Genomic DNA, 20,137 nt, shown 5'->3' with positions numbered 1-20,137 from the left:
TAACATCTTTTGATTCCTCTTGTTGCATCTTTCCGCCAAGCATTTTTATGACTTTTTATTTAAGAATAACAAAGCAAGGAAAAATGCTATGTCGAATCGTAAGCAAGCTAGACTGGAAGCAAAACACTTTATAGATACGCTCTCAGTTCAGCCATATCCAAACTCAAGTAAAATTTATGTTGAAGGATCTCGGCCAGATATTCGTGTTGCTATGCGCGAGATTTCTTTATCAGATAGCTTGATTAGTGGTAGCAAAGAAACACCTATTTTCGAATCTAATGAACCAGTTAGAGTGTACGATACTTCAGGAGTTTATACCGATCCTAAGCATGAAATCGATCTATATCGTGGTTTGCCCAAGTTGAGAGAGCAGTGGATTAAAGAGCGTCTAGATACTGAATTATTAGATGATGTAAGCTCCGTGTATTCTAAGCAGCGTCTAGAAGATCAAACTCTCGACGATCTTCGTTATGGCAATCTACCTCTTGTTCGTCGAGCACAAAAAGATAAATGTGTTACTCAACTGCATTATGCTCGCCAAGGAATTATTACTCCTGAAATGGAATATATTGCTCTGCGGGAAAATATGGGCCGAGCTGTATACCGAGATGAAGTGTTAAATCAACAACACACAGGTGAGAGCTTTGGTGCTAACTTGCCAAAAGATATTAGCGCTGAGTTTGTACGCCAGGAGGTAGCTGAAGGTCGTGCAATCATACCTTCTAATATTAATCATCCAGAATCTGAGCCGATGGTTATTGGCCGTAACTTTCTAGTGAAGGTAAACGCTAACATTGGTAATTCATCGGTAACTTCATCAATTGAAGAGGAAGTAGAGAAGCTTGTTTGGGCGACGCGCTGGGGAGGAGACACGGTCATGGATCTCTCCACTGGTCGTAATATTCATGAGACGAGGGAATGGATATTACGTAATAGTCCAGTACCAATTGGTACTGTTCCTATGTATCAGGCTCTGGAAAAAGTGAATGGGGTTGCCGAAAACCTTAACTGGGAAGTGATGCGTGACACTCTTATTGAACAGGCTGAGCAAGGTGTTGATTATTTTACTATTCATGCAGGTTTACTCCTTCGCTATGTGCCGATGACAGCTAAACGAGTGACAGGAATAGTTTCTCGTGGTGGGTCTATTATTGCTAAATGGTGTTTAGCTCATCATGAAGAGAGTTTCCTCTATACACATTTTAGAGAAATCTGCCAGATTTGTGCTCAATATGATGTTGCGCTGTCTCTTGGTGATGGACTTCGCCCAGGCTCTATTGCTGATGCTAATGATGAGGCTCAATTTGCCGAGCTGCGCACGCTTGGTGAATTAACCAAGGTCGCTTGGGAGTATGATGTACAAGTAATCATCGAAGGGCCAGGCCATGTTCCAATGCATATGATTAAGGAGAACATGGAAGAGCAATTACTGCATTGCCATGAAGCACCTTTTTATACTCTTGGGCCATTGACAACAGATATTGCTCCAGGGTATGACCATATTACTTCAGGTATCGGTGCTGCGATGATTGGTTGGTATGGCTGCGCTATGCTTTGCTATGTTACGCCTAAAGAACACCTCGGATTACCTAATAAAGATGATGTCAAGACAGGGTTGATTACCTATAAGCTAGCGGCGCATGCAGCGGATCTAGCGAAAGGGCACCCTGGTGCACAGGTTCGTGACAATGCGTTATCTAAAGCGCGTTTTGAGTTTCGTTGGCAAGACCAATTCAATTTATCCTTAGATCCTGATACAGCGCGATCTTTTCATGATGAAACACTACCTCAGGAATCAGGTAAAGTTGCTCACTTCTGCTCTATGTGTGGCCCTAAGTTTTGTTCGATGAAGATATCTCAAGAAGTACGAGAGTATGCTAAAGATACGGAGCAGGTTGCTGCTGACCGAGCTATCTCAATAAAACTACTTGACGATCCACTTGAAGGGATGCGTAAAAAGTCGCAACAGTTTCGAGCTGCTGGCTCAGAGCTTTATCATCCAGCAGCTCATGTAGAGGCCGGTGATTAATGACCAAAATCCTCATTCCTTCGTCAATGATTGGACTAACGTCTTTAGTTCAGGAATATTTGTTGCTGGCGCAAGAACAGGGTTTTAACATTGATGAGATTGAGCTGGGCGTTAGTCCAACTCAATTTTTTCAACTTGTTCAACACCAGCAATCCACAATTTTGAGCACGGATCTGATGGCTGAAGTTAGTGGCGATCTGACTCATTCTTTTGTTCTTTATTATTATTCAAAGTTAGTTATTACTGAATGTATTCATCATCCCATAAATTCTATTTTTATTGCTATCGATGATTTTGTGGAGTCGAATAATAAAGTCATTTTAAATCATATTGATATATGGAGTTGCCCGGTTGGAAATGAAATCCGCGCCTTATCTATTAAAGATCACTCAGCAGAAAATTTTGTTCCCGAGGAGCATTTTTCTTGGGTTGTTACTTTGCTCGCGCTTGATTTTCCAATCGAAGACTGTTTGATATTAGCTCGTGCTATGAGTAACAGAGCAGAAAATGTTTCACGTGAAACATTCGATGATGGTTCTATATTTGTAGAGTCCAGTAAATGGGTGTGTGAGTTTACTCAATTTCCAGTTCCTATCGTAGAGGATATTCGCTTAGGTATTAAAGCTAGCTGGTTATCTAAAGGGAGTTTGAATGGATTTCCTATGGTCACAAAGCAGGGTTTAGGTCTATATCCTGTTGTAGATAGTTCTGAGCTTATTGAAAAGCTTATTTCTCTGGGTATTACGACAATTCAATTACGAATTAAGAATCCAAACCAACCTGATTTAGAGCAAGAGATAATAAAGTCGATTGAGCTGGGCCATAGATACAATGTAAAAATATTTATCAACGACTACTGGCAGTTGGCAATTAAGCATGGTGCTTATGGTGTTCACCTAGGCCAAGAAGATATACACGCAGCTAATCTTATAGATATAAATAAAGCAGGGTTACGCTTAGGTCTTTCAACTCACAGCTATTATGAGTTACTGCGTGTCGCTCCGCTTTCTCCCAGCTACATTGCAATTGGGCATGTGTTCCCAACAAACACAAAACAGTTGGTTTCTAAACCACAGGGTTTAGTGCGTTTGGCACTATACCAAAAACTTATCAATAGTATTATCCAGCCTCGTTCGCCTGACGAGCCTGGAAGTGACCATGGCATTGATTATCCAATTCCAACAGTGGCAATTGGCGGGATCAACCAGTCAAATGCTGATCAGGTTTGGCAATGTGGCGTGTCGAGTTTGGCTGTAATCGGAGCGATTACTTCGGCGCTATGCCTTGAATCTACAATTCGCTTCTTTAGCGACTTAATGCAGGATAAATATCCCCAAGCAATTAAAGGGCGGGCTGTTACACCTAATGATTTAAGGAAGACATATGATCAATGATAGAGAGTTTATTCGCTATCAGCGCCAGATTGCGCTACCTGATATAGGTGAAATTGGACAAGTTCAGTTGGGTAAGTCGCATATTTTGATGATCGGATGTGGCGGGTTAGGAAGTGCTGCTGGTTTGTATTTAGCGGCTGCGGGTGTTGGAAGTCTTGTCATTGTTGATGATGATGAAGTCGATATGAGTAATCTGCATAGGCAGGTTGTTTATCGTGAGCAAAATATAAAAGTGGCGAAGACTGAAGCTATGGCTAGTCAACTTTTAGCATTAAATTCTATGGTGAAAGTACGCACGTTGAATAAGAGGCTGGAGAAAGCTCAACTTGAGCTTGAAGTCATGATGGCAGATATCGTTTTGGATTGCTCTGATAATATGCCGACTAGACAGCTTATTAATCAAGTCTGTTTAGAGCAAGCGACGGACTTAGTGTCTGCTTCCGCTGTGGGTTGGCAAGGGCAATTCTGTGTCTTTGATTATCTGTCGGCGACCGAAAATCAAGCTTGTTACCATTGTTTGTATCCTTTCAATGAACTTGATCAAGCGCAAAAATGCGCCGATAAAGGTGTACTTGGTCCAGTCGTTGGTATCTTAGGAAACTACCAAGCGTTGGCTGCAATTCAAAAAGTTACAACAGGAAAATTTCAGGTGGAAACAGCGAGACTGCACCTATTTGATGGTTTACGAATGGACTGGAAAGTGATGAAAATTATTAAGGATAAACAGTGCAAAGTGTGTTCTCGCAGCATGGGTGTACATGTTTCTCTTACAAAGTGAAGCAAGCAAATAAATTTTTTTTCATCAAAGGAGTCGTAAATAATGATCTCTTCGCAACAATCAGTAACTCAGGCAGCTGCCCTAAATAGTGATGTGATAACCATAACTATAAACGAACAGTCACAACAAGCAGTCAATCAGTCTAACCTGCAACAGATTATTGATCAGTTAGGGCTATCGGATGTAGGCCATGTTTTTTCAATTAATAACCAAGTTATACCGCGTAGTGAGTGGTCAAATACGGTCTTGTCTGAAGGCGATCACATCTGTTTATTTCAAGCAATCGCAGGAGGATGATAGCTATGCTAACAATCGGAGGTAAACAATTTGCGTCAAGGCTTATTGCAGGGACAGGTAAATTTTCAAATAGCAAACTAATGGTAGAGTCAATTGGAGCTGCTGGGTCTGAGTTAGCCACCATTGCTCTCAAGCGTGTTAATCTAAATGATCAACAAGATAATATATTGCAGCCTTTACTATGTGCAGGTGTCAACTTATTACCCAATACTTCGGGTGCAAAAAATGCGAATGATGCTATTTTTGCAGCTAACCTAGCTCGTGAGGCATTAGAAACTAACTGGATAAAACTAGAAATTCATCCTGATCCCAAATACTTACTTCCAGATCCAATAGAGACACTTAAGGCTGCTGACGAGCTAGTCCTTCAAGGTTTTATTGTTCTACCTTATTGTCATGCTGATCCTGTGTTATGCAAGCGATTAGAGGAAGTGGGTTGTTCTGCAGTAATGCCTTTGGGTTCTCCTATAGGTTCAAACAGAGGTATGGTAACCAAAGAATTTTTAGAAATCATCATCGAACAAGCAAATGTTCCTGTTGTAGTAGATGCCGGAATAGGTACTCCCTCTCATGCAGCTCAAGCTATGGAGATGGGAGCAGATGCTGTGATCGTAAACACCGCTATTGCCTCGTCGAGAAATCCTATAGCGATGGCTAAAGCATTTAAGATGGCTGTAGAGGCAGGTCGTATTGGCTACAAAGCTGGTTTAGCGAGTAAAGCCTATCGCGCTGTATCTTCTAGTCCGTTAACTTCATTTCTAGATGAGCTTTAGAGCTATAGCGAGGGCTGAATGAGTTTCGTTAAACAGTTTAACCAGCTTAATTGGAATGAAATATCTATGTCGATTTATTCTAAAACGGTACAAGATGTTGAAATGGCCTTGTGTAAACAAAAGCGCGATCTGGAGGATTTTAAAGCACTTATTTCTCCTGCGGCGGATGATTATTTAGAGCAAATGGCACAGCTATCTTATTCTTCAACCCGTAAGCGCTTTGGCAACACCATGTCGCTTTATATACCACTATACCTTTCAAATCTATGTGCAAATGCTTGTACTTATTGCGGCTTTTCTATGGAAAATCGTATCAAGCGTCGCACTCTTACTAAAGGTGAGATTGGAGATGAAGTTTCAGCAATTAAGCAGATGAAGTTCGATAGTGTTTTACTGGTGACAGGAGAACATGAGACGAAAGTGGGGATGCATTATTTCCGCGAAATGTTGCCAATGATTAAACGTAGCTTTAATTATGTGGCGATGGAAGTACAGCCTCTTGAACAAGATAATTACGTTGAGCTAAAAACTTTAGGTTTAGATGCCGTCATGGTTTATCAGGAAACGTATCACCCATCGACATATGCCCAGCATCATCTGCGTGGCAATAAGACGGATTTTGAGTTTCGGTTGGATACGCCTGATCGTTTAGCCAAAGCAGGTATCGATAAGATTGGGATCGGAGCACTGATTGGTTTAGAAGAGTGGCGAACAGACTGTTTTTTTGTTGCGGCGCATCTAGATTACTTAGAGCGTACTTATTGGCAAACCCGCTATTCAATATCATTTCCGCGCTTACGTCCTTGTGAAGGTTCTAATTCTTCTGCTGGTACTATTCCCAAGTCACTAATGTCAGATAGACAATTGGTACAACTTATCTGTGCGTATAGGTTACTGAATTCTGAAGTTGAGCTTTCATTATCAACACGTGAATCAGCCTTATTTAGGGATAACGTTCTTCCTCTTGGTATCACCTCTATGTCTGCTGCTTCCAAGACCCAACCAGGAGGGTACTCAATGAGCGATGTTGAACTTGAACAATTTGAGATTAGTGATGATAGAAGTGCATCGGCTGTAGAAAAAATGATACGCGCCAAGGGGTTTGATCCGGTATGGCGTGATTGGAATTCTGCTTATTCGGGTATTTATGGATAGACTTAAATGTTTCACGTGAAACATTGGAAGTTGTCCATTTTCCAATAAACCTAATTTTATCAAGTATATAGAACAAAAAGCTCTCCGGTGGAGAGCTTTTCATCTTTTAACTAGCAATGATTATTGATGATAAACACTATCTAATTACTGCAAGTGTTGCTTGGCGAAGCCAGTCTTTAACATCACTTTCAACATATGGACTGATGTCATCCCAGACTTTCTGGTGGTAATTATTTAACCATGTCAACTCTGGTTCCGTTAGTATATCAAGGTTTATATTTCGTTTATCGATTGGACAGCGCGTAAGTGATTCAAATGAAAGAACTTTAAAATCACCATTAGTAGGTGTTTCGACAACGAGTTCTAGATTCTCAATCCGGATACCGAAGGAGTCGGCACGGTAATAGCCAGGCTCATTGGAAAGCACCATACCAGCGGTAAGTGGAATATCAATTTGGCGTTTTGAAATGCTAGCTGGTCCCTCATGAACATTGAGGAAGTGACCAACACCATGGCCAGTACCATGGTCATAGTCATAACCTTCTGCCCAGAGATGTTGACGTGCAAGGGTATCGATTTGATAACCACGAGTTCCCATAGGGAAGCGAGCACGAGCAACACCAATATGACCTTTTAGTGTCAGTGTAAATTGTTTGATCATTTCTTCACTAGGCTGGCCGATTGCAACCGTTCTAGTTATATCTGTTGTACCATCTAGGTATTGACCACCAGAATCAACTAGATACAGGGTGTTCATCTTAAGTTGGCCTGGTTGTGGCTGATTTTCATGGTTGTAATGACACATCGCAGCATTGCTGCCAGCGGCTGATATTGTGTCGAAGCTAAGATCTTGTAATGTTGGATCTTGGTAGCGAAATGCTTCCAACTTATCAGATAGGGTTGCTTCATCATGTAAGTTACCAGTGCTAACCTCACCATCTAACCAAGATAGAAATCTTGTCATCGCCACACCATCACGAATGTGACAAGCTTTCATACCTGCTATTTCTACACTATTTTTTGACGCTTTAGGCATCAAGCATGGATCTGCACAATCAATGATGGACGCTCCCGCATTTTGTAAAATAAGCTTGAACCAAGCATTACTAGTTGCTGGATCTAGGATAACTTGCTTACCGGTTAGATTTTCTAGCCTTGACTGAAGCGACTCGGGATGGTGGATAGTGACATCAGGACCAACATGGGCGTTGAATTCATCTGGTAGACGAGCGCTATCGAGGAAATATTCCACACTTGAATCTGAATGTAATATGGCATGTGAAAGCAAAACAGGTAAACGAGAGACGTCAAGTCCGCGGATATTGAGCAGCCAACAAATAGAGTCTAGTGCTGTGATGACAACACTATCTGCACTTTCTTTTTTGATAAGTTCCGCTATCTGCTTGCGTTTACTTTCGCTGGTTTGACCGACTGCATCGGTTGGCATTAGTCGAACATCTGAAATTGTGGGAGATGGCCGATCTAGCCACAATTGGTCAATTGGGTTAGTGTCTAGAATTTTAAGTTCAAGAGTGTTGGTTAGCTGCGTCTGAGCCTTATCCAGCCACGATGAGTTATGCATCCGTGGGTCGATAGCCACACTGGCACCGCAAGGCAAATGGTTTTTAACCCAATCAAGAGCGGGTTCTTCTATAAGATGCCGGTATTCAAAGTGATCGGCTGACACTTGTTTGGTGACTTGTACCGTATAGCGACCATCGACAAAAATAGCAGCCTTATCTTGTGTAATGACAGCGACTCCGGCTGAACCAGTAAAACCACTCAGCCACTGAAGGCGTTCATTGTGTGCTGGTACGTATTCACCCAAGTATTCATCTTCATGTGGGACAAGTAGTGCATCAATATTTTTTTGTATTAGCCACTGACGAATTGCAGTTAGGCGTTGCGCTGTAGTTTTAAGCATCGATATTAATCCTTTATTTTAATATGCGTCCATGTCGGCAAAATGACTTAAAACGGACGATGTGAATAAGCTACTCTTTTTGCTGCTGGCCTGCAAATCATCTAAGAGAAGTGGTTTTATCTTGAATAATATGTCGTAGCCAAGAGATGGCTGGATCATTTTCCCTATCTCTATGCCAAAACAGGGTATAGGCCATTGGGGGGAAATCGAGTGGCAAAGGCAGCGTTGTTAAGCCAAGTTGTCGTGAGGATAATTGCACAAAGTGACTCGGTGCAGTAAAAATAAAATCCGTATAGGAACAGAGGCTTGCTGCGCTATTAAAGTCAGGAACGATAATGGCGATATCACGCTCCTTACCAATATCTGCGATTCGATAGTCAAGTAACCAGCGATCGTTGCCATCACACCTTACTTGAACATGTCTTTGTGATAAGTAACTGTCGAGATTCCAGGGGTTGGAGAGAGCTGGATGATTTTGGCGTAATAGACACATTTGATTGTCGCGATAGATTTCCTTTTCACTGATATCACTGGGCGGAAGCATAGTTAGCTTAGCGTCGTTGATATCAATATCTTTGCCTGTGATGCCAAGATCTATATCACCACGAAGAATTTGATTGAATGTGTTCTCTGCCCACGAATGAGTATTGATGGTGACACTAGGTGCACGTTTGAATATTTCTGGCAAAAAGTGCGGAAGGATAAGTGGATAAACACTTTCAACAGCAGCTATTTGGAAACGATAGTCACTTGAATCAGGCGAAAATTTCTCTGGTTGAGTAATTTGTTCTAAGTGATTAATTAAGTTGTCGAGTTTAGGCTTAAGAGACAATATTTTTGGTGTAGGTTTTAGTCCATGAGCATGACGGACGAATAAAGGGTCATCAAATTGTTCACGTAGCTTAGCGAGATTTTTGCTAACCGCAGATTGGCTTAAGCACAGGCGGTGAGCCGCTCGGGTAACATTTAACTCTTCTGCTAGAACATTGAGGCATACAAGAAGGTTGAGATCAATGCGTGACAGTTTTTCTATATTCATTGGAAATTCCCATTTGGAATATCATTGATGACTAAGTGTCATTAGATGTCATAACTTGAATCCCATACACTGTCAATAATTTCATCAATTCTTGTCAGGAGCTGAGTCTGTGCCAAACCTTGTCCAACATAACCATGGTCAAATGCAAATAGTATTATTGGTTTTACTGGTTCTATTTAGTCCACTGGGTATCGATATCTATTTGCCAGCGTTACCACAGATCGCACAGTCATTTAACGTTAAGCATGCGCTTGCGCAAGATACTATCACATGGTTTTTGTTTGCTATGGGTGTAGGTCAATTATTTGTTGGCCCCTTAGCTGACAAACTAGGGCGTCGAACTGTTGCATTGGGGGGAGTTAGCATTTACGCAATGAGCGCTTTATTGGCGTGGGGTGCTCAGACGATTGAATGGATGCTATTAGCTCGACTGCTACAAGGCTTAGGAGCATGTGCTACATCGGTAGCGGCTTTTGCAACAGTTCGCGATATTTTTGGGCCCAATAAAAGTGGCAAAATAATTAGCTACCTCAATGGTGCAATTTGTTTTATCCCTGCTTTAGCGCCAGTTATCGGTAGTTTGCTTACGCAAGAATTTGGATGGCGTGCAAATTTTTCATTTATGGCTGTTTTTGGTATGTGCGTATACCTAGCTTTATTTTTTGCGATGAAAGAGACCAATTCTGAACCAGCTAATGGACCGGTTTTTCGCGCTAGTCGTTATATGGCGGTGTTGAAAAATCCATCTTTCCTATTTCATGCTTCGCTGTGCATGTTAGCAATGGCCGTTATTTTAGCCTATGTAACATCCGCCCCTGTTGTTTTGATAGAAAATTTAGGACTGAGCATGAATGAGTTTACCCTTTGGTTTGGTATTAATGCGGTGGTAAGTATTATTGCTTGTATGGGTGCACCTAAGTTTATGGATAAGTGCGGCACTCATAGCACCTTAATTATAGGGGTAGGAGTGTTGGGGCTTGGCGGAGTATTGATGCTATTTTTGACTCAGTATCAAAGCCCATTAGCTTTTATGTTGCCAATTTTTATATCCTCAGTAGGTTTTGCATTTATTCTTGGTGTTGCTGCAGGTAAAGCTTTGGCACCATTTGGTGACAAGGCAGGTACTGCCGCTGCTTTATTGGGGCTGTTTCAGATGAGTGGTTCAGGCTTGATTGTGGCAATAGTTCAGCGGTTCGATATGCAACCACAGGTGATGATTGCTGTGCAAATGTTTCTTATTGTACCAAGTGTTTTGATTTTGATGAGTAAACAGGGTAAAAAATGGCACTTATCCTTGGTTTGACTTTAATTGCTTTGAACAACAAACAAAACATTGTATATTTAAACCTCACTTCTAATAACAATGTGGACGCTTAACTTCGATGTCGATGACAACTTATGAAATGGCCCGTGTACTGGAGCAACTTGATGAAGCCCCAGAAAAGGTAATGTTTGGCAAATTGCTCAATGAGTTAGGTAATCAAAGTGGCGAGCGTATTCGCAGCGCTGCTAAACAAGTTCCTCTTAATATGCTACGTGATATTATCTTCCAATTTCAGCAAGTGATTGAAGATCGTAAAGGGGAAGAGGTTGCCTCCATCGCCAAGTCTATCGCTGAGCAAGGTATTTCAGTCGATGAACTAAAGCAATATTTGGAATCGAATTAGCAATAATGCCCAGCAATGTGGGCATTATTACGGGTTTACATTCCGGTTGATTGGATTTTGTAGAGAAATAAGAGTTTCTGTTGATTGAACTTCATCAATTGCCTGTAACTTGTCAATCAGTACAAATTGCAGTTCCTCTATTGAACGACACATTAATTTAACAAAAATATTATAGGCGCCAGTGGTGTAATAAGCCTCCACTACTTCTTCAAGAGCGTTCAATTTTTCCAGAGCTGAGTGATAGTCGCGTGCCGCATTTAGGTTGATGCCGATAAAACAGCATACATCGTAGCCGAGCTTCTTAGTGTCAACTATGACCTCCGTACCCTGTATGATGTCAGCCGCTTTCATTTTTTCGATTCGCACATGAATGGTGGCCGGACTGACTCCAAATTGTTTGGCCATCTCTGCATAAGGCGTTCGCGCATCTTCCATTAGGGTTTTTAAAATCGCCTTATCTAAATCATCCATCTTGGTGCTATGAGTTTGCATCTGATTCTCAACTTAACGTCTGTGTCTAGTTCAAAATATCACCAATAGTGGTACTATTAGATCAATTGCCACATTAATATGAGAGCTATTTTAGTGCGTTTTTGTCTCATTCTTCTAGCGGTATTTTCTGCATCACTCTCGTATGCACATAGTGCAGATAAAGATGTTTTGGTTATTCATTCCTATCATCAGGGATTCTTTTGGACTGATGCATTTCAAATGGGCATTGAAGATGTTCTGCAAGACGATCATCTTGTCTTGAGGGTTGAGTACCTTGATTCAAAGCGCATACAAAATCCCACCTATCTCGAGCAACTATATCAGTTGTACAAAACCAAACTTAGCCAAGAAGTCTTTTCTGCGATTGTTGTTAGTGACAATAATGCACTCAATCTGGTGCAGCGTTTAGCGCCTGAGGTCGGTAATACACCAGTAATATTTGGTGGTATTAACCATTATACCCCTAGTATGCACTCTCGGTTAAGGGCGACAGGTGTGATAGAAGATATTGATATCTATAGTAATATCGCCTTAATTGAGCGTATTCAACCTGAAGTAAAGAAAATCTATGTGGTGAGCGACTTTTCTGTATCAGGAGAGCTCGTCCGTCTGCAAGTTGAAGAGTTTCTCACTATCAACCCAGAATATAGGAATATAGTCGAACAAATTACCCCAGAGAGCTATCAGCAATTAATTGAGTTTTCACAAACTTTGGACAAGTCGAGCAGCATATTATTTAGTATGTATTACAGAGATAAAAATGGCTGGATAACGGAAGGGGAAGAGTGGCAGGCTTTGAATCGTAATTCTGCGGCACCCATCTATCTTGTGCATGATTTAGGGCTGGGTAAGGGCGCGGTAGGTGGCTTTATTCAAAGTGGCAGAACTCACGGCCAGCAAAGTGCTAATCAGTTACTTAAAATATTGCACTTTGGCTCAGAGCAAATACCCAATGTGGAAATGGGGACGCCCGAAATAAAGCTGGACTATCAGGCTGTGAAAAAATGGGGTTTAGGAATTGATGGTGAAATATCGACAATTTTATTTAATAAGCCCGTACCTTTCACTGTGCGCTATCAACACGAGCTGAAGGTGTTTATCAGCGTAGTGGTATTTTTGACCTTGGTTATTATGGCGTTGGTCTATTACTTAAGCCGCTTGAAAAAAAGTGAATTGCTAGCAAAAGAAAGCCAGATGTTGATAGAGATGGTGTTCGATCAAAGTTATCACTTTATTGGTCTATTAGATAGCTATGGCCGAGCTGTTTCCAGTAATAGCAAGCTTCAGGAACTGCTGTATCACCAAGATTTCAGAGTAGATAGACCCATTTGGCAGCATCAGCATTGGGAAACTAGTTCAGCTAAATTATTAAAAAAATACTTTGAAAATGAACATACGAAGCAAAGTACGCAGTTTGAAGCGGAGATTTGGCATCCAGAGCAAGGTGCCATGGTTTTGGAAATGGCGTTAAAGCCTTTACCAGGCAATGGGCAAGGGGCAAATTACCTGTTTGAAGCTCGTGATATAACATCAAGAAAGATTACTGAAACTAAACTGTTTCAGCGTGAATCTAATCTGAGTCATTACTATGATCAGCAGCCAGTAATGATGATTACTTTAGATGAACATAACTGTGTTCAGCAGGTTAATCACTTCGCAGAGTTGTTACTTGGCTACGCTTCTGAACGGGTACTTGGGCATCGATTGGTGGAATTTTACTGGCATCAAGATTCAGCAACACCCAGGCAAATTTTACTTCAGCCTAAACAGGCTATGTGTGGTGTTTGGCGACGGGAAATTGAATATCGCCATGCCGATGGTCATTCAATATGGGTACGTGAAAATATCCGGCCTTTGATTGAAACAGGGCACTTATTGATTGTTGGAGAAGACATTACAGAAACCAAGCAATTAGCTGAGCAGTTGGAGTATCAAGCTCGATATGACTTACTGACCGGCACTTATAATCGCAACCAGTTTGAGAAAGAGTTAGAAAAAGCCCTGCTCGAAGTTGAAAGTTATACGCGGACTCACGCTATGCTCTACCTCGATCTTGATCAGCTAAAGGTACTTAATGATACCGCAGGACATGAAGCTGGGGATATGGCTATCCAGTTTTGTGCCAGCATGTTAGAAGAAGTGCTGCCATATAATGCGATCTTAGCGCGCATGGGAGGGGACGAGTTTGCTGTTCTGCTTAAAGACTGCACAGAGCTAGATACTCAAAGTGTTGCTAATTCAATTATCTGGGCGCTAAACGACCAGCACTTTGTTTGGGATGATATTAGACTCAATTTAACTTGTTCTATTGGTATTCGTTTAATTGATCATACGGCGGACACCCCACAAATGGTGCATGCACAAGCCGATACTGCATGTCATGCTGCTAAAGAAGAAGGTCGAAACCGATTTAACTTATATTGCCAGGATGATGAAGATCTTCGTCGCAGAGAGCAGGAAATGGAATGCGTGAGCTTTGTTCACGATGCTCTTGCTAACGATCGAATAGAGTTGTTCGCGCAGCAAATCTTAGATCTCAGAGTAGAAAATTCATTGATGCATTTTGAAATACTTATCCGGATTCGTGATGCACAAGGAGAATATATTGCTCCAGGCATATTCATGCCAGCATCCGAGCGTTATAACATTGCCCAGTTGCTTGATAAGCAGGTAGTCACAAAAGCTCTTGATTGGTTAGAAGAAAATCCGTTTGCTTTGGATAATCTTGGTATGTGTTCGATCAATCTCTCTGGCCACTCGATGGGAAATAAAGAATTTATCAATTTCCTCTTAAATAAGCTGCAATTTAGCCGAGTTCCATGTAGTAAAATTTGCCTAGAAATCACTGAAACCGCCGCAATGAGTAATATGAAGCAGGCTATCGAGCTCTTTACACAGTTCAAAGAACTTGGCTGTAAGATAGCGCTTGATGATTTTGGCTCTGGTCTGTGTTCGTTTGGTTACCTGAAAAAGCTCCCAGTTGATATTGTTAAAATAGATGGCCTGTTTGTGCGGGATATTGATGTTAATAATATTGACCACCTCATGGTTCGCTCAATCAATGAACTTGCTAAACAGATGGGTAAGAAGACAGTCGCTGAGTTTGTTGAGAATAATAAAATACTCGATATGCTCGTAGAGTTAGATGTTGATTACGCTCAAGGTTATGTTATTGGGACGCCTAAACCACTGCCTAAATTAGTCGAAGAGCTTCTTTCATCCCCTGATCAGGCATAGTGCTGATAAAGAAAATCTATTACACTTACCCGCCTATTATGCTGGCCCTCACAGCGGAGCTAAATTTGCAATTACAACTTGTCAGTGAAGACCCAAGTCTAAATGATCAATTGGATAATTTATCACTTCGGTGGGGGCTAACACACGATGAGACTAGCTCTTTTGCCTTGGTCTTAACTCATGAGAGGTTGGAGTTAAGGAAAATCGATGAACCTAAGCTAGGAGCAATATATGTCGATCTCGCTGGTGGAGCTGTGGCTCATAGGCGAAAGTTTGGTGGTGGTAAGGGGCAAGCTATAGCCAAAGCAGTAGGCTTGAAAAAGGGAGTTACACCAAGTGTCTTGGATGCCACGGCTGGGCTTGGACGAGATGCGTTTGTTCTTGCTTCACTTGGCTGTAGAGTTCAGATGTTAGAGCGCCATCCGGTTGTGGCTGCTTTATTAGATGATGGGCTGATGCGCGCTAAGCAGGATCTTGAAATTGGTGATTGGGTCAGTGAACGCTTGTTCTTAAGCCACGCTTCGAGTCATAACGCACTTGAGATATTAACCGTCGAACCTGGATTTGTTAGGCCAGATGTAGTCTACCTTGATCCTATGTATCCCCACCCACAAGGGAAAAAGAAATCGGCTCTGGTAAAAAAAGAAATGCGAGTCTTTCAGTCTCTTGTTGGTCCCGATCTAGATGCTGATGCTTTGTTTACCCCAGCTTTAGCAATGGCGCAAAAAAGAGTGGTGGTAAAGCGTCCTGATTATGCGCAGTGGCTCAATGGGCAAAAGCCCACAATGGCGATCGAAACCAAAAAGAATCGTTTTGACGTTTATGTCAACGCGTCGATGATTTAGTTAAAGTTTGGTGTCTAACGTTTAATTTATCCTTGCCAAAATACCATTATATAGGTATATCATAGTAAGAATTATTCGTATTCTTGTCTGGAGTGCCAGCATGACCAAAAGCTTGTGTAAGATGACCCGCAAGCAAATTGCCGATGGACTCGGTGATATTCATCGCTTGGTTGCCGAGCCAAAATTTGTTTGTCGATCGTGTGCACGTTCTTCGCTAGAGAAAGAATATCTTTGTAAACCTACGGCAATTCGACCTCTAGTGTGCCAAAAGCAATCTCTAGTAAAGCAAAGCAAGTGTGTTCTACTGAATGAAGCTCTGCCTTTGGCTAAAAGCCCTGATCCCGAACTTGTAGATAAATCCTTTATAGTGCGAAAAGTTGTAGAACAAGTGAAGCAAAAGGCTCAGCACAAAACGAGCACGGCCCCTAATGACTTATTGGAAAGCTTTGCTAGTAACAAAGAGATTAAGAATGCCAAGAAGGCGCTAAAAAAGCAGTATAAGCAGCAAAAGAAATTACTTAAATTAGCCAAGAAGACGTTCAAATTACAAAAACGTGAGGCTAAGTTAAGAGCCGGTCTTGATCTTGGGAAGCTTATCAGCACTGGAAAGGCATCTGTTGAGGTGAGTAAAGTTCATTGAAAATAACGCTCCATAAGGAGCGTTATTTTATTGATTTTGGGTTTGGTAGCTGAGGGCAACTTTGCGTTTGACCCAAGTCTCATTAAACCAAAGTGATAGCATGATAATAGCGCCACCAATTGCTAAGCGAGTTAAATCAACATCCCTATTCCAAATCACAATATTGACGATTAATCCGGCTGGAACTAACACATTGTTCATTGCTGCTAGTGCTCCTGCATTGACTATTGTGGCTCCCTTGTTCCAAGCAAAATAACCGAATCCAGAAGCTATGATACCGAGGTAAATAAGCACGCCCCATTGTGTGCTGGTGGTTGGCAGTCGTTCAATGTTTCCTAGTAAGGAAAATGCGATCAAAGCCACGCACAAAGCGCCGAGGTAAAAATAACCAAACACAGTATGCTGGGAAAGACTTACTGGCTGATCTTCAATAATATACTTATAGCCAACTTGGCCAATGGCAAAGCAAAGATTGGCACCCTGAACGACCAAAAATCCAATCAGAAAGTTTTCATTAATACCAGAAAACTTGATTAAGGCTGCCCCTGCTACGGCGATAATGGCTGTCACTAGATACCAAGGAGAAAACCGACCCTTGAGAAGATCGTAGATTAATGTGACATAAATAGGTGTAAAAACGGTAAATAGCAGTACTTCTGGAACAGAAAGCAAAAGAAAAGATTGGTAGTAGAAGCAATACATTAACCCGAGTTGAGTCCCACCTACAGCCATGAGCTTGGCGATAAGTTTCTTATTCACCCCTTTAAACTTTAAAAATGGAATAAACATTAAGCTGGCTAAGGCAACACGCATCAGCACAGAGAACCAAGAGTCAACTTGGCCGGCGAGATAGACACCGATCAAGCTAAACGAGAAAGCCCATAATAGGGTGGCTGCAGATAGATATGCCATTATTCATACTCATTATTAACATATGGACTGCAGTCTATACCAAAAGCTAGTTGTGATCAGTCGCTAAGTGGCACAACCAACATATCTACAGGTGAGCAGTTAATCAGTTGTCGAGTCGAAGAGAGTAGCTTACTCCAAAAATCTTGATGGTGACCACACACAACAATATCGATATTAAATTCTTTTATCGTATCACACAGCTCGTTACCCAAGTCACCACTACCTACTAGGGTATGTTTAATTGGGTAATTGGCATGCTCAGCAAACTTTTGCAGTTGTTGCTGAGAAGCTTCAATCGCCTGATGTTGGGTTTCTGCCAAGTTAATATCAATCAGCCCAGTATAGAGCTCTGCATAATTGACATCTATGTGGATAAAAGATACCTCGGCTCCTAATGGCTTGGCGAGGGAAACGGCTTTATCGACTAAAGTTTTGCTGTCTTCTGATAGGTCTACAGCAACTAATATATGCTGATAGCTCATGGTAGTATCTCCATTTAGGTATCTGTTGACAGGTTAGCATCATCACTTAAATATTTTTGTTGTTGTGATCTCAGATCCACATTCACCCTTCAAAGTGTTAAGGTGTGGTAGTGATAAGATTCATTGAAGTAAATCAAGTTAATTAGGAGTAAGAAATGCTTTCACAGGCAATGGTTGATCAATTGAATGAGCAAATTAATCTCGAATTTTTCTCATCCAATCTATACTTACAAATGAGTGCTTGGTGTGAAGATAAAGGTTTTGGAGGTGCCGCTGAGTTTCTTCGTGTACATGCAGTAGAAGAAATGGAGCATATGCAGCGACTTTTTACTTACGTAAGTGAAACGGGAGCCATGCCAATTTTGGGTGCTATCAGTGCTCCTAAGCATGAGTTTGCCAGTTTGGGTGACGTTTTTCGTGAGACTTATGAACACGAACAGATGATAACTCAAAACATCAATAAGCTTGCCCACGTTGCTTTTACTTCCCAAGACTACTCAACCTTCAACTTCTTGCAGTGGTATGTTGCAGAGCAACACGAAGAAGAGAAGTTGTTTAAAGGGATCATAGACAAGCTTGATCTTGTTGGTGAAGACGGCAAAGCCTTGTTCTTTATCGATAAAGATTTAGCGGCTTTGGCGAAAGAGGGTTCATCTTCTATCATGGCTGCCCCTGCTGAATAATTTTCAGCATTAAGACTTTCTGAGCAGATCGTCTTTTCTTTCCGGGCTTCAGGTGAAGATGTAGGGAGGAAAAGATGATCAATGCTGATACGATTCTGTTCACGCTAATGTTAATCACCTTGGTTAATATGGCCAGATATTTAACCGCTTTACGTTCTCTGATATACATTATGCGTGAAGCTCACCCCTTGCTCTATCAGCAAGTTGATGGTGGTGGCTTTTTCACTACCCATGGTAATGTCACCAAGCAGGTTCGGCTTTTTCATTATTTGAAAAGTAGGGAATTTCATCATCACCATGATGAGATTTTTACTGGCAAATGTGAAAGAGTAAGAGAGTTATTCATTTTGTCGAGTTCTTTATTTAGTGTGACACTTTTTGCGGCATTTATTTTATAAAGGGGTATTTGGCAAGATCCTCATTTAGGGTTAGAATGTCGCCGATTGGCTAAGGGTGTGCTATAAGCACATCCTTTTTTATTGGGTTTGAGTTGAGAAAGGTCATGACAGAGAAGTTTGATGTTGTCATTATCGGCGCGGGTGCGGCAGGTTTGATGTGTGCGGCAGAAGCAGGTAAACGCGGTCGCAAAGTGCTCGTGATTGATCATGCTAAAAAGCCAGGGAGAAAAATTCTCATTGCTGGTGGCGGCCGATGTAACTTCACTAACTATGACGTCTCAGCCAACCATTTTTTATGTCAAAACCCTCATTTCGTTAAATCTGCACTTTCTCAGTACACCAATTGGGATTTTATTGGCATGGTCAGTAAGCATGAGATTGAGTTTGAAGAGCGCGATCATGGTCAGCTGTTTTGCGTTGGTGATTACACCTCAAAAGATATCGTTAAAATGCTCTTGGCCGAGTGTGACTTACCCACTATTACTCAGCGCTACCAACAAGATGTCCATCATATTGAAAAGACCCAGTCTGGCTTTGTGCTTGATGCGAACACTCATACCATTGAGTGTAATTCTCTTGTCATTGCGACTGGTGGTCTGTCGATGCCCAAACTTGGCGCGACGCCATTTGGCTATAAAGTGGCTGAGCAGTTTGGCTTAACTATAGAATCAACCACTGCAGGCCTTGTGCCTTTTACTCTTCACAAAGAGGACAAAGAAGCGTTCGCTGAGTTGTCAGGTATTGCCGTTGATGCTGAGGTTACTGCCCAAGATGGCACAGTATTTAAAGAAGCTTTGCTGTTTACCCACAGAGGTTTATCCGGACCTTCTGTGCTGCAAATATCCTCTTACTGGAGGGCAGGACAAGCTGTTATGATTAATTTGGTGCCTGGTGTGGATGTCGATGCTTTGCTGGCGAGCAATCTTGAAAAACACCCCAACCAGAGCTTGAAAAATACCTTAGCTAAAGTGCTGCCTAAGCGTTTAATTGAGGTTTTGATTGAGCAAAAAATTCTCACTGATAAGCCACTTAAGCAGTTAACACTCAAGCAATTAACCGAAATCACTCAGCAGCTTGAGAATTGGCGTATAGTGCCCAATGGCACCGAAGGCTATCGCACCGCAGAAATTACCTTAGGCGGGGTGAGTACCGAACATATCTCATCCAAAACCATGCAGTGCAAAGACATAAAAGGCCTGTATTTTATTGGCGAAGTGGTGGATGTGACAGGCTGGCTTGGCGGTTATAACTTCCAGTGGTGTTGGAGCTCAGGCTTTGTCGCAGGGCAATGGGTGTAAGTTTGTGTAGGAACAATAAAGTTAGCCGCAAGTGCCAGCTTTACAGATGACCAATCTTTTTTTGTTTGGCTCCAAAGTTTCGCCAAACATGATA

General features: G+C 41.7%; 19 protein-coding genes. 14 read left to right on the top strand and 5 right to left on the bottom strand.

All coding sequences use genetic code 11. The features are described from left to right. Positions 1-88: 88 nt before the first annotated feature. Genes thiC through thiH form a run of 6 tightly spaced genes read left to right on the top strand, consistent with a single transcriptional unit; the run spans position 89 to position 6,426 of the window. Entirely contained in the window at positions 89-2,029 is a 1,941-nt protein-coding gene (gene thiC / locus OCV27_RS14705; RefSeq protein WP_125322228.1) for a phosphomethylpyrimidine synthase ThiC, read from the top strand. Then, positions 2,029-3,423 (top strand): thiamine phosphate synthase, encoded by a 1,395-nt coding sequence (locus OCV27_RS14700; protein WP_125322229.1) that lies wholly within the window; start codon positions 2,029-2,031, stop codon positions 3,421-3,423. The genes thiC and OCV27_RS14700 overlap by 1 nt, the downstream gene beginning before the upstream one ends. Next, positions 3,413-4,201 carry a HesA/MoeB/ThiF family protein gene (locus tag OCV27_RS14695; protein WP_125322230.1) on the top strand — a complete coding sequence of 263 codons (789 nt, stop codon included), beginning with the start codon at positions 3,413-3,415 and terminating at the stop codon, positions 4,199-4,201. Before OCV27_RS14700 ends, OCV27_RS14695 begins: the two co-directional genes overlap by 11 nt. A gap of 42 nt (positions 4,202-4,243) precedes the next feature. Then, on the top strand, positions 4,244-4,498 hold the full coding sequence (thiS, locus tag OCV27_RS14690; protein ID WP_125322231.1) for a sulfur carrier protein ThiS: 255 nt from the start codon (positions 4,244-4,246) through the stop codon (positions 4,496-4,498). A 5-nt stretch (positions 4,499-4,503) separates the two neighbouring features. Further along, positions 4,504-5,271 (top strand): thiazole synthase, encoded by a 768-nt coding sequence (locus OCV27_RS14685; RefSeq protein ID WP_125322232.1) that lies wholly within the window; start codon positions 4,504-4,506, stop codon positions 5,269-5,271. An 18-nt stretch (positions 5,272-5,289) separates the two neighbouring features. Further along, entirely contained in the window at positions 5,290-6,426 is a 1,137-nt protein-coding gene (gene thiH / locus OCV27_RS14680) for a 2-iminoacetate synthase ThiH (RefSeq protein ID WP_125322233.1), read from the top strand. Between the two features lie 136 nt (positions 6,427-6,562). Here thiH and OCV27_RS14675 read toward each other — a convergent pair whose 3' ends face one another. Further along, on the bottom strand, positions 6,563-8,350 hold the full coding sequence (locus OCV27_RS14675; RefSeq protein WP_125322234.1) for an aminopeptidase P family protein: 1,788 nt from the start codon (positions 8,348-8,350) through the stop codon (positions 6,563-6,565). Between the two features lie 97 nt (positions 8,351-8,447). After that, positions 8,448-9,389, bottom strand: coding sequence for a LysR family transcriptional regulator (locus tag OCV27_RS14670; protein ID WP_125322235.1), 942 nt, complete (start codon positions 9,387-9,389; stop codon positions 8,448-8,450). A 142-nt stretch (positions 9,390-9,531) separates the two neighbouring features. On the opposite strand from OCV27_RS14670, the gene OCV27_RS14665 reads away from it, so the two are divergent. Both OCV27_RS14665 and tsrA read left to right on the top strand, forming a co-directional pair. Then, positions 9,532-10,692 carry a multidrug effflux MFS transporter gene (locus OCV27_RS14665; RefSeq protein ID WP_125322250.1) on the top strand — a complete coding sequence of 387 codons (1,161 nt, stop codon included), beginning with the start codon at positions 9,532-9,534 and terminating at the stop codon, positions 10,690-10,692. 79 nt (positions 10,693-10,771) lie between these two features. Further along, positions 10,772-11,056, top strand: a complete 285-nt coding sequence (tsrA, locus tag OCV27_RS14660) for an H-NS-like global regulator TsrA (RefSeq protein ID WP_125322236.1) — start codon at positions 10,772-10,774, stop codon at positions 11,054-11,056. Positions 11,057-11,083: 27 nt separating this feature from the next. Here the strand turns inward: tsrA and asnC are convergent, their stop codons facing one another. Then, positions 11,084-11,548 carry a transcriptional regulator AsnC gene (gene asnC, locus OCV27_RS14655; protein WP_125322237.1) on the bottom strand — a complete coding sequence of 155 codons (465 nt, stop codon included), beginning with the start codon at positions 11,546-11,548 and terminating at the stop codon, positions 11,084-11,086. Between the two features lie 93 nt (positions 11,549-11,641). Here asnC and OCV27_RS14650 point away from each other — a divergent pair, with 93 nt between their 5' ends. From OCV27_RS14650 to OCV27_RS14640, 3 genes are all read left to right on the top strand, one after another. Continuing rightward, complete coding sequence (locus tag OCV27_RS14650; protein ID WP_125322238.1) at positions 11,642-14,785, top strand: EAL domain-containing protein; 3,144 nt, start codon at positions 11,642-11,644, stop codon at positions 14,783-14,785. Between the two features lie 65 nt (positions 14,786-14,850). After that, positions 14,851-15,630: a class I SAM-dependent methyltransferase gene (locus OCV27_RS14645; RefSeq protein WP_125322239.1), complete on the top strand. Its 780-nt coding sequence runs from the start codon at positions 14,851-14,853 to the stop codon at positions 15,628-15,630. Between the two features lie 100 nt (positions 15,631-15,730). Next, the gene (locus OCV27_RS14640; RefSeq protein WP_125322240.1) at positions 15,731-16,270 is read left to right on the top strand and encodes a hypothetical protein; all 540 of its coding nucleotides are present in this window, start codon (positions 15,731-15,733) and stop codon (positions 16,268-16,270) included. A gap of 27 nt (positions 16,271-16,297) precedes the next feature. On the opposite strand, the gene OCV27_RS14635 is transcribed toward OCV27_RS14640, so the two are convergent. Both OCV27_RS14635 and uspA read right to left on the bottom strand, forming a co-directional pair. Further along, positions 16,298-17,182, bottom strand: a complete 885-nt coding sequence (locus tag OCV27_RS14635; RefSeq protein WP_125322241.1) for a carboxylate/amino acid/amine transporter — start codon at positions 17,180-17,182, stop codon at positions 16,298-16,300. Positions 17,183-17,238: 56 nt separating this feature from the next. Further along, positions 17,239-17,664 (bottom strand): universal stress protein UspA, encoded by a 426-nt coding sequence (uspA, locus tag OCV27_RS14630; RefSeq protein ID WP_125322242.1) that lies wholly within the window; start codon positions 17,662-17,664, stop codon positions 17,239-17,241. Positions 17,665-17,819: 155 nt separating this feature from the next. Here uspA and ftnA point away from each other — a divergent pair, with 155 nt between their 5' ends. The 3 genes from ftnA (at position 17,820) to OCV27_RS14615 (ending at position 20,043) form a co-directional block, all read left to right on the top strand. Further along, entirely contained in the window at positions 17,820-18,347 is a 528-nt protein-coding gene (ftnA, locus tag OCV27_RS14625; protein ID WP_125322243.1) for a non-heme ferritin, read from the top strand. A 74-nt stretch (positions 18,348-18,421) separates the two neighbouring features. Continuing rightward, the gene (uspB, locus tag OCV27_RS14620; RefSeq protein ID WP_125322244.1) at positions 18,422-18,745 is read left to right on the top strand and encodes a universal stress protein UspB; all 324 of its coding nucleotides are present in this window, start codon (positions 18,422-18,424) and stop codon (positions 18,743-18,745) included. 104 nt (positions 18,746-18,849) lie between these two features. After that, a complete protein-coding gene (locus tag OCV27_RS14615; RefSeq protein ID WP_125322245.1) occupies positions 18,850-20,043 on the top strand; it encodes a BaiN/RdsA family NAD(P)/FAD-dependent oxidoreductase in 1,194 nt (397 codons plus the stop codon). Positions 20,044-20,137 lie beyond the last annotated feature (94 nt).

It is taken from the genome of Vibrio pectenicida, from assembly GCA_024347015.1.
GTDB classification, from domain to species: Bacteria; Pseudomonadota; Gammaproteobacteria; order Enterobacterales; family Vibrionaceae; genus Vibrio; species Vibrio pectenicida.
Note: the sequence above shows the minus strand (reverse complement) of the source record. Positions and strands in the feature narration are given on the sequence as shown.

Bases quoted from the DNA above. Each gene is read 5' to 3' on its own strand.
- thiC (WP_125322228.1), top strand. From the start codon at position 89: ATGTCGAATCGTAAGCAAGCTAGACTGGAAGCAAAACACTTTATAGAT.
- OCV27_RS14700 (WP_125322229.1), top strand. From the start codon at position 2,029: ATGACCAAAATCCTCATTCCTTCGTCAATGATTGGACTAACGTCTTTA.
- OCV27_RS14695 (WP_125322230.1), top strand. From the start codon at position 3,413: ATGATCAATGATAGAGAGTTTATTCGCTATCAGCGCCAGATTGCGCTA.
- thiS (WP_125322231.1), top strand. From the start codon at position 4,244: ATGATCTCTTCGCAACAATCAGTAACTCAGGCAGCTGCCCTAAATAGT.
- OCV27_RS14685 (WP_125322232.1), top strand. From the start codon at position 4,504: ATGCTAACAATCGGAGGTAAACAATTTGCGTCAAGGCTTATTGCAGGG.
- thiH (WP_125322233.1), top strand. From the start codon at position 5,290: ATGAGTTTCGTTAAACAGTTTAACCAGCTTAATTGGAATGAAATATCT.
- OCV27_RS14675 (WP_125322234.1), bottom strand. From the start codon at position 8,350: ATGCTTAAAACTACAGCGCAACGCCTAACTGCAATTCGTCAGTGGCTA.
- OCV27_RS14670 (WP_125322235.1), bottom strand. From the start codon at position 9,389: ATGAATATAGAAAAACTGTCACGCATTGATCTCAACCTTCTTGTATGC.
- OCV27_RS14665 (WP_125322250.1), top strand. From the start codon at position 9,532: ATGCAAATAGTATTATTGGTTTTACTGGTTCTATTTAGTCCACTGGGT.
- tsrA (WP_125322236.1), top strand. From the start codon at position 10,772: ATGTCGATGACAACTTATGAAATGGCCCGTGTACTGGAGCAACTTGAT.
- asnC (WP_125322237.1), bottom strand. From the start codon at position 11,548: ATGCAAACTCATAGCACCAAGATGGATGATTTAGATAAGGCGATTTTA.
- OCV27_RS14640 (WP_125322240.1), top strand. From the start codon at position 15,731: ATGACCAAAAGCTTGTGTAAGATGACCCGCAAGCAAATTGCCGATGGA.
- OCV27_RS14635 (WP_125322241.1), bottom strand. From the start codon at position 17,182: ATGGCATATCTATCTGCAGCCACCCTATTATGGGCTTTCTCGTTTAGC.
- uspA (WP_125322242.1), bottom strand. From the start codon at position 17,664: ATGAGCTATCAGCATATATTAGTTGCTGTAGACCTATCAGAAGACAGC.
- ftnA (WP_125322243.1), top strand. From the start codon at position 17,820: ATGCTTTCACAGGCAATGGTTGATCAATTGAATGAGCAAATTAATCTC.
- uspB (WP_125322244.1), top strand. From the start codon at position 18,422: ATGATCAATGCTGATACGATTCTGTTCACGCTAATGTTAATCACCTTG.
- OCV27_RS14615 (WP_125322245.1), top strand. From the start codon at position 18,850: ATGACAGAGAAGTTTGATGTTGTCATTATCGGCGCGGGTGCGGCAGGT.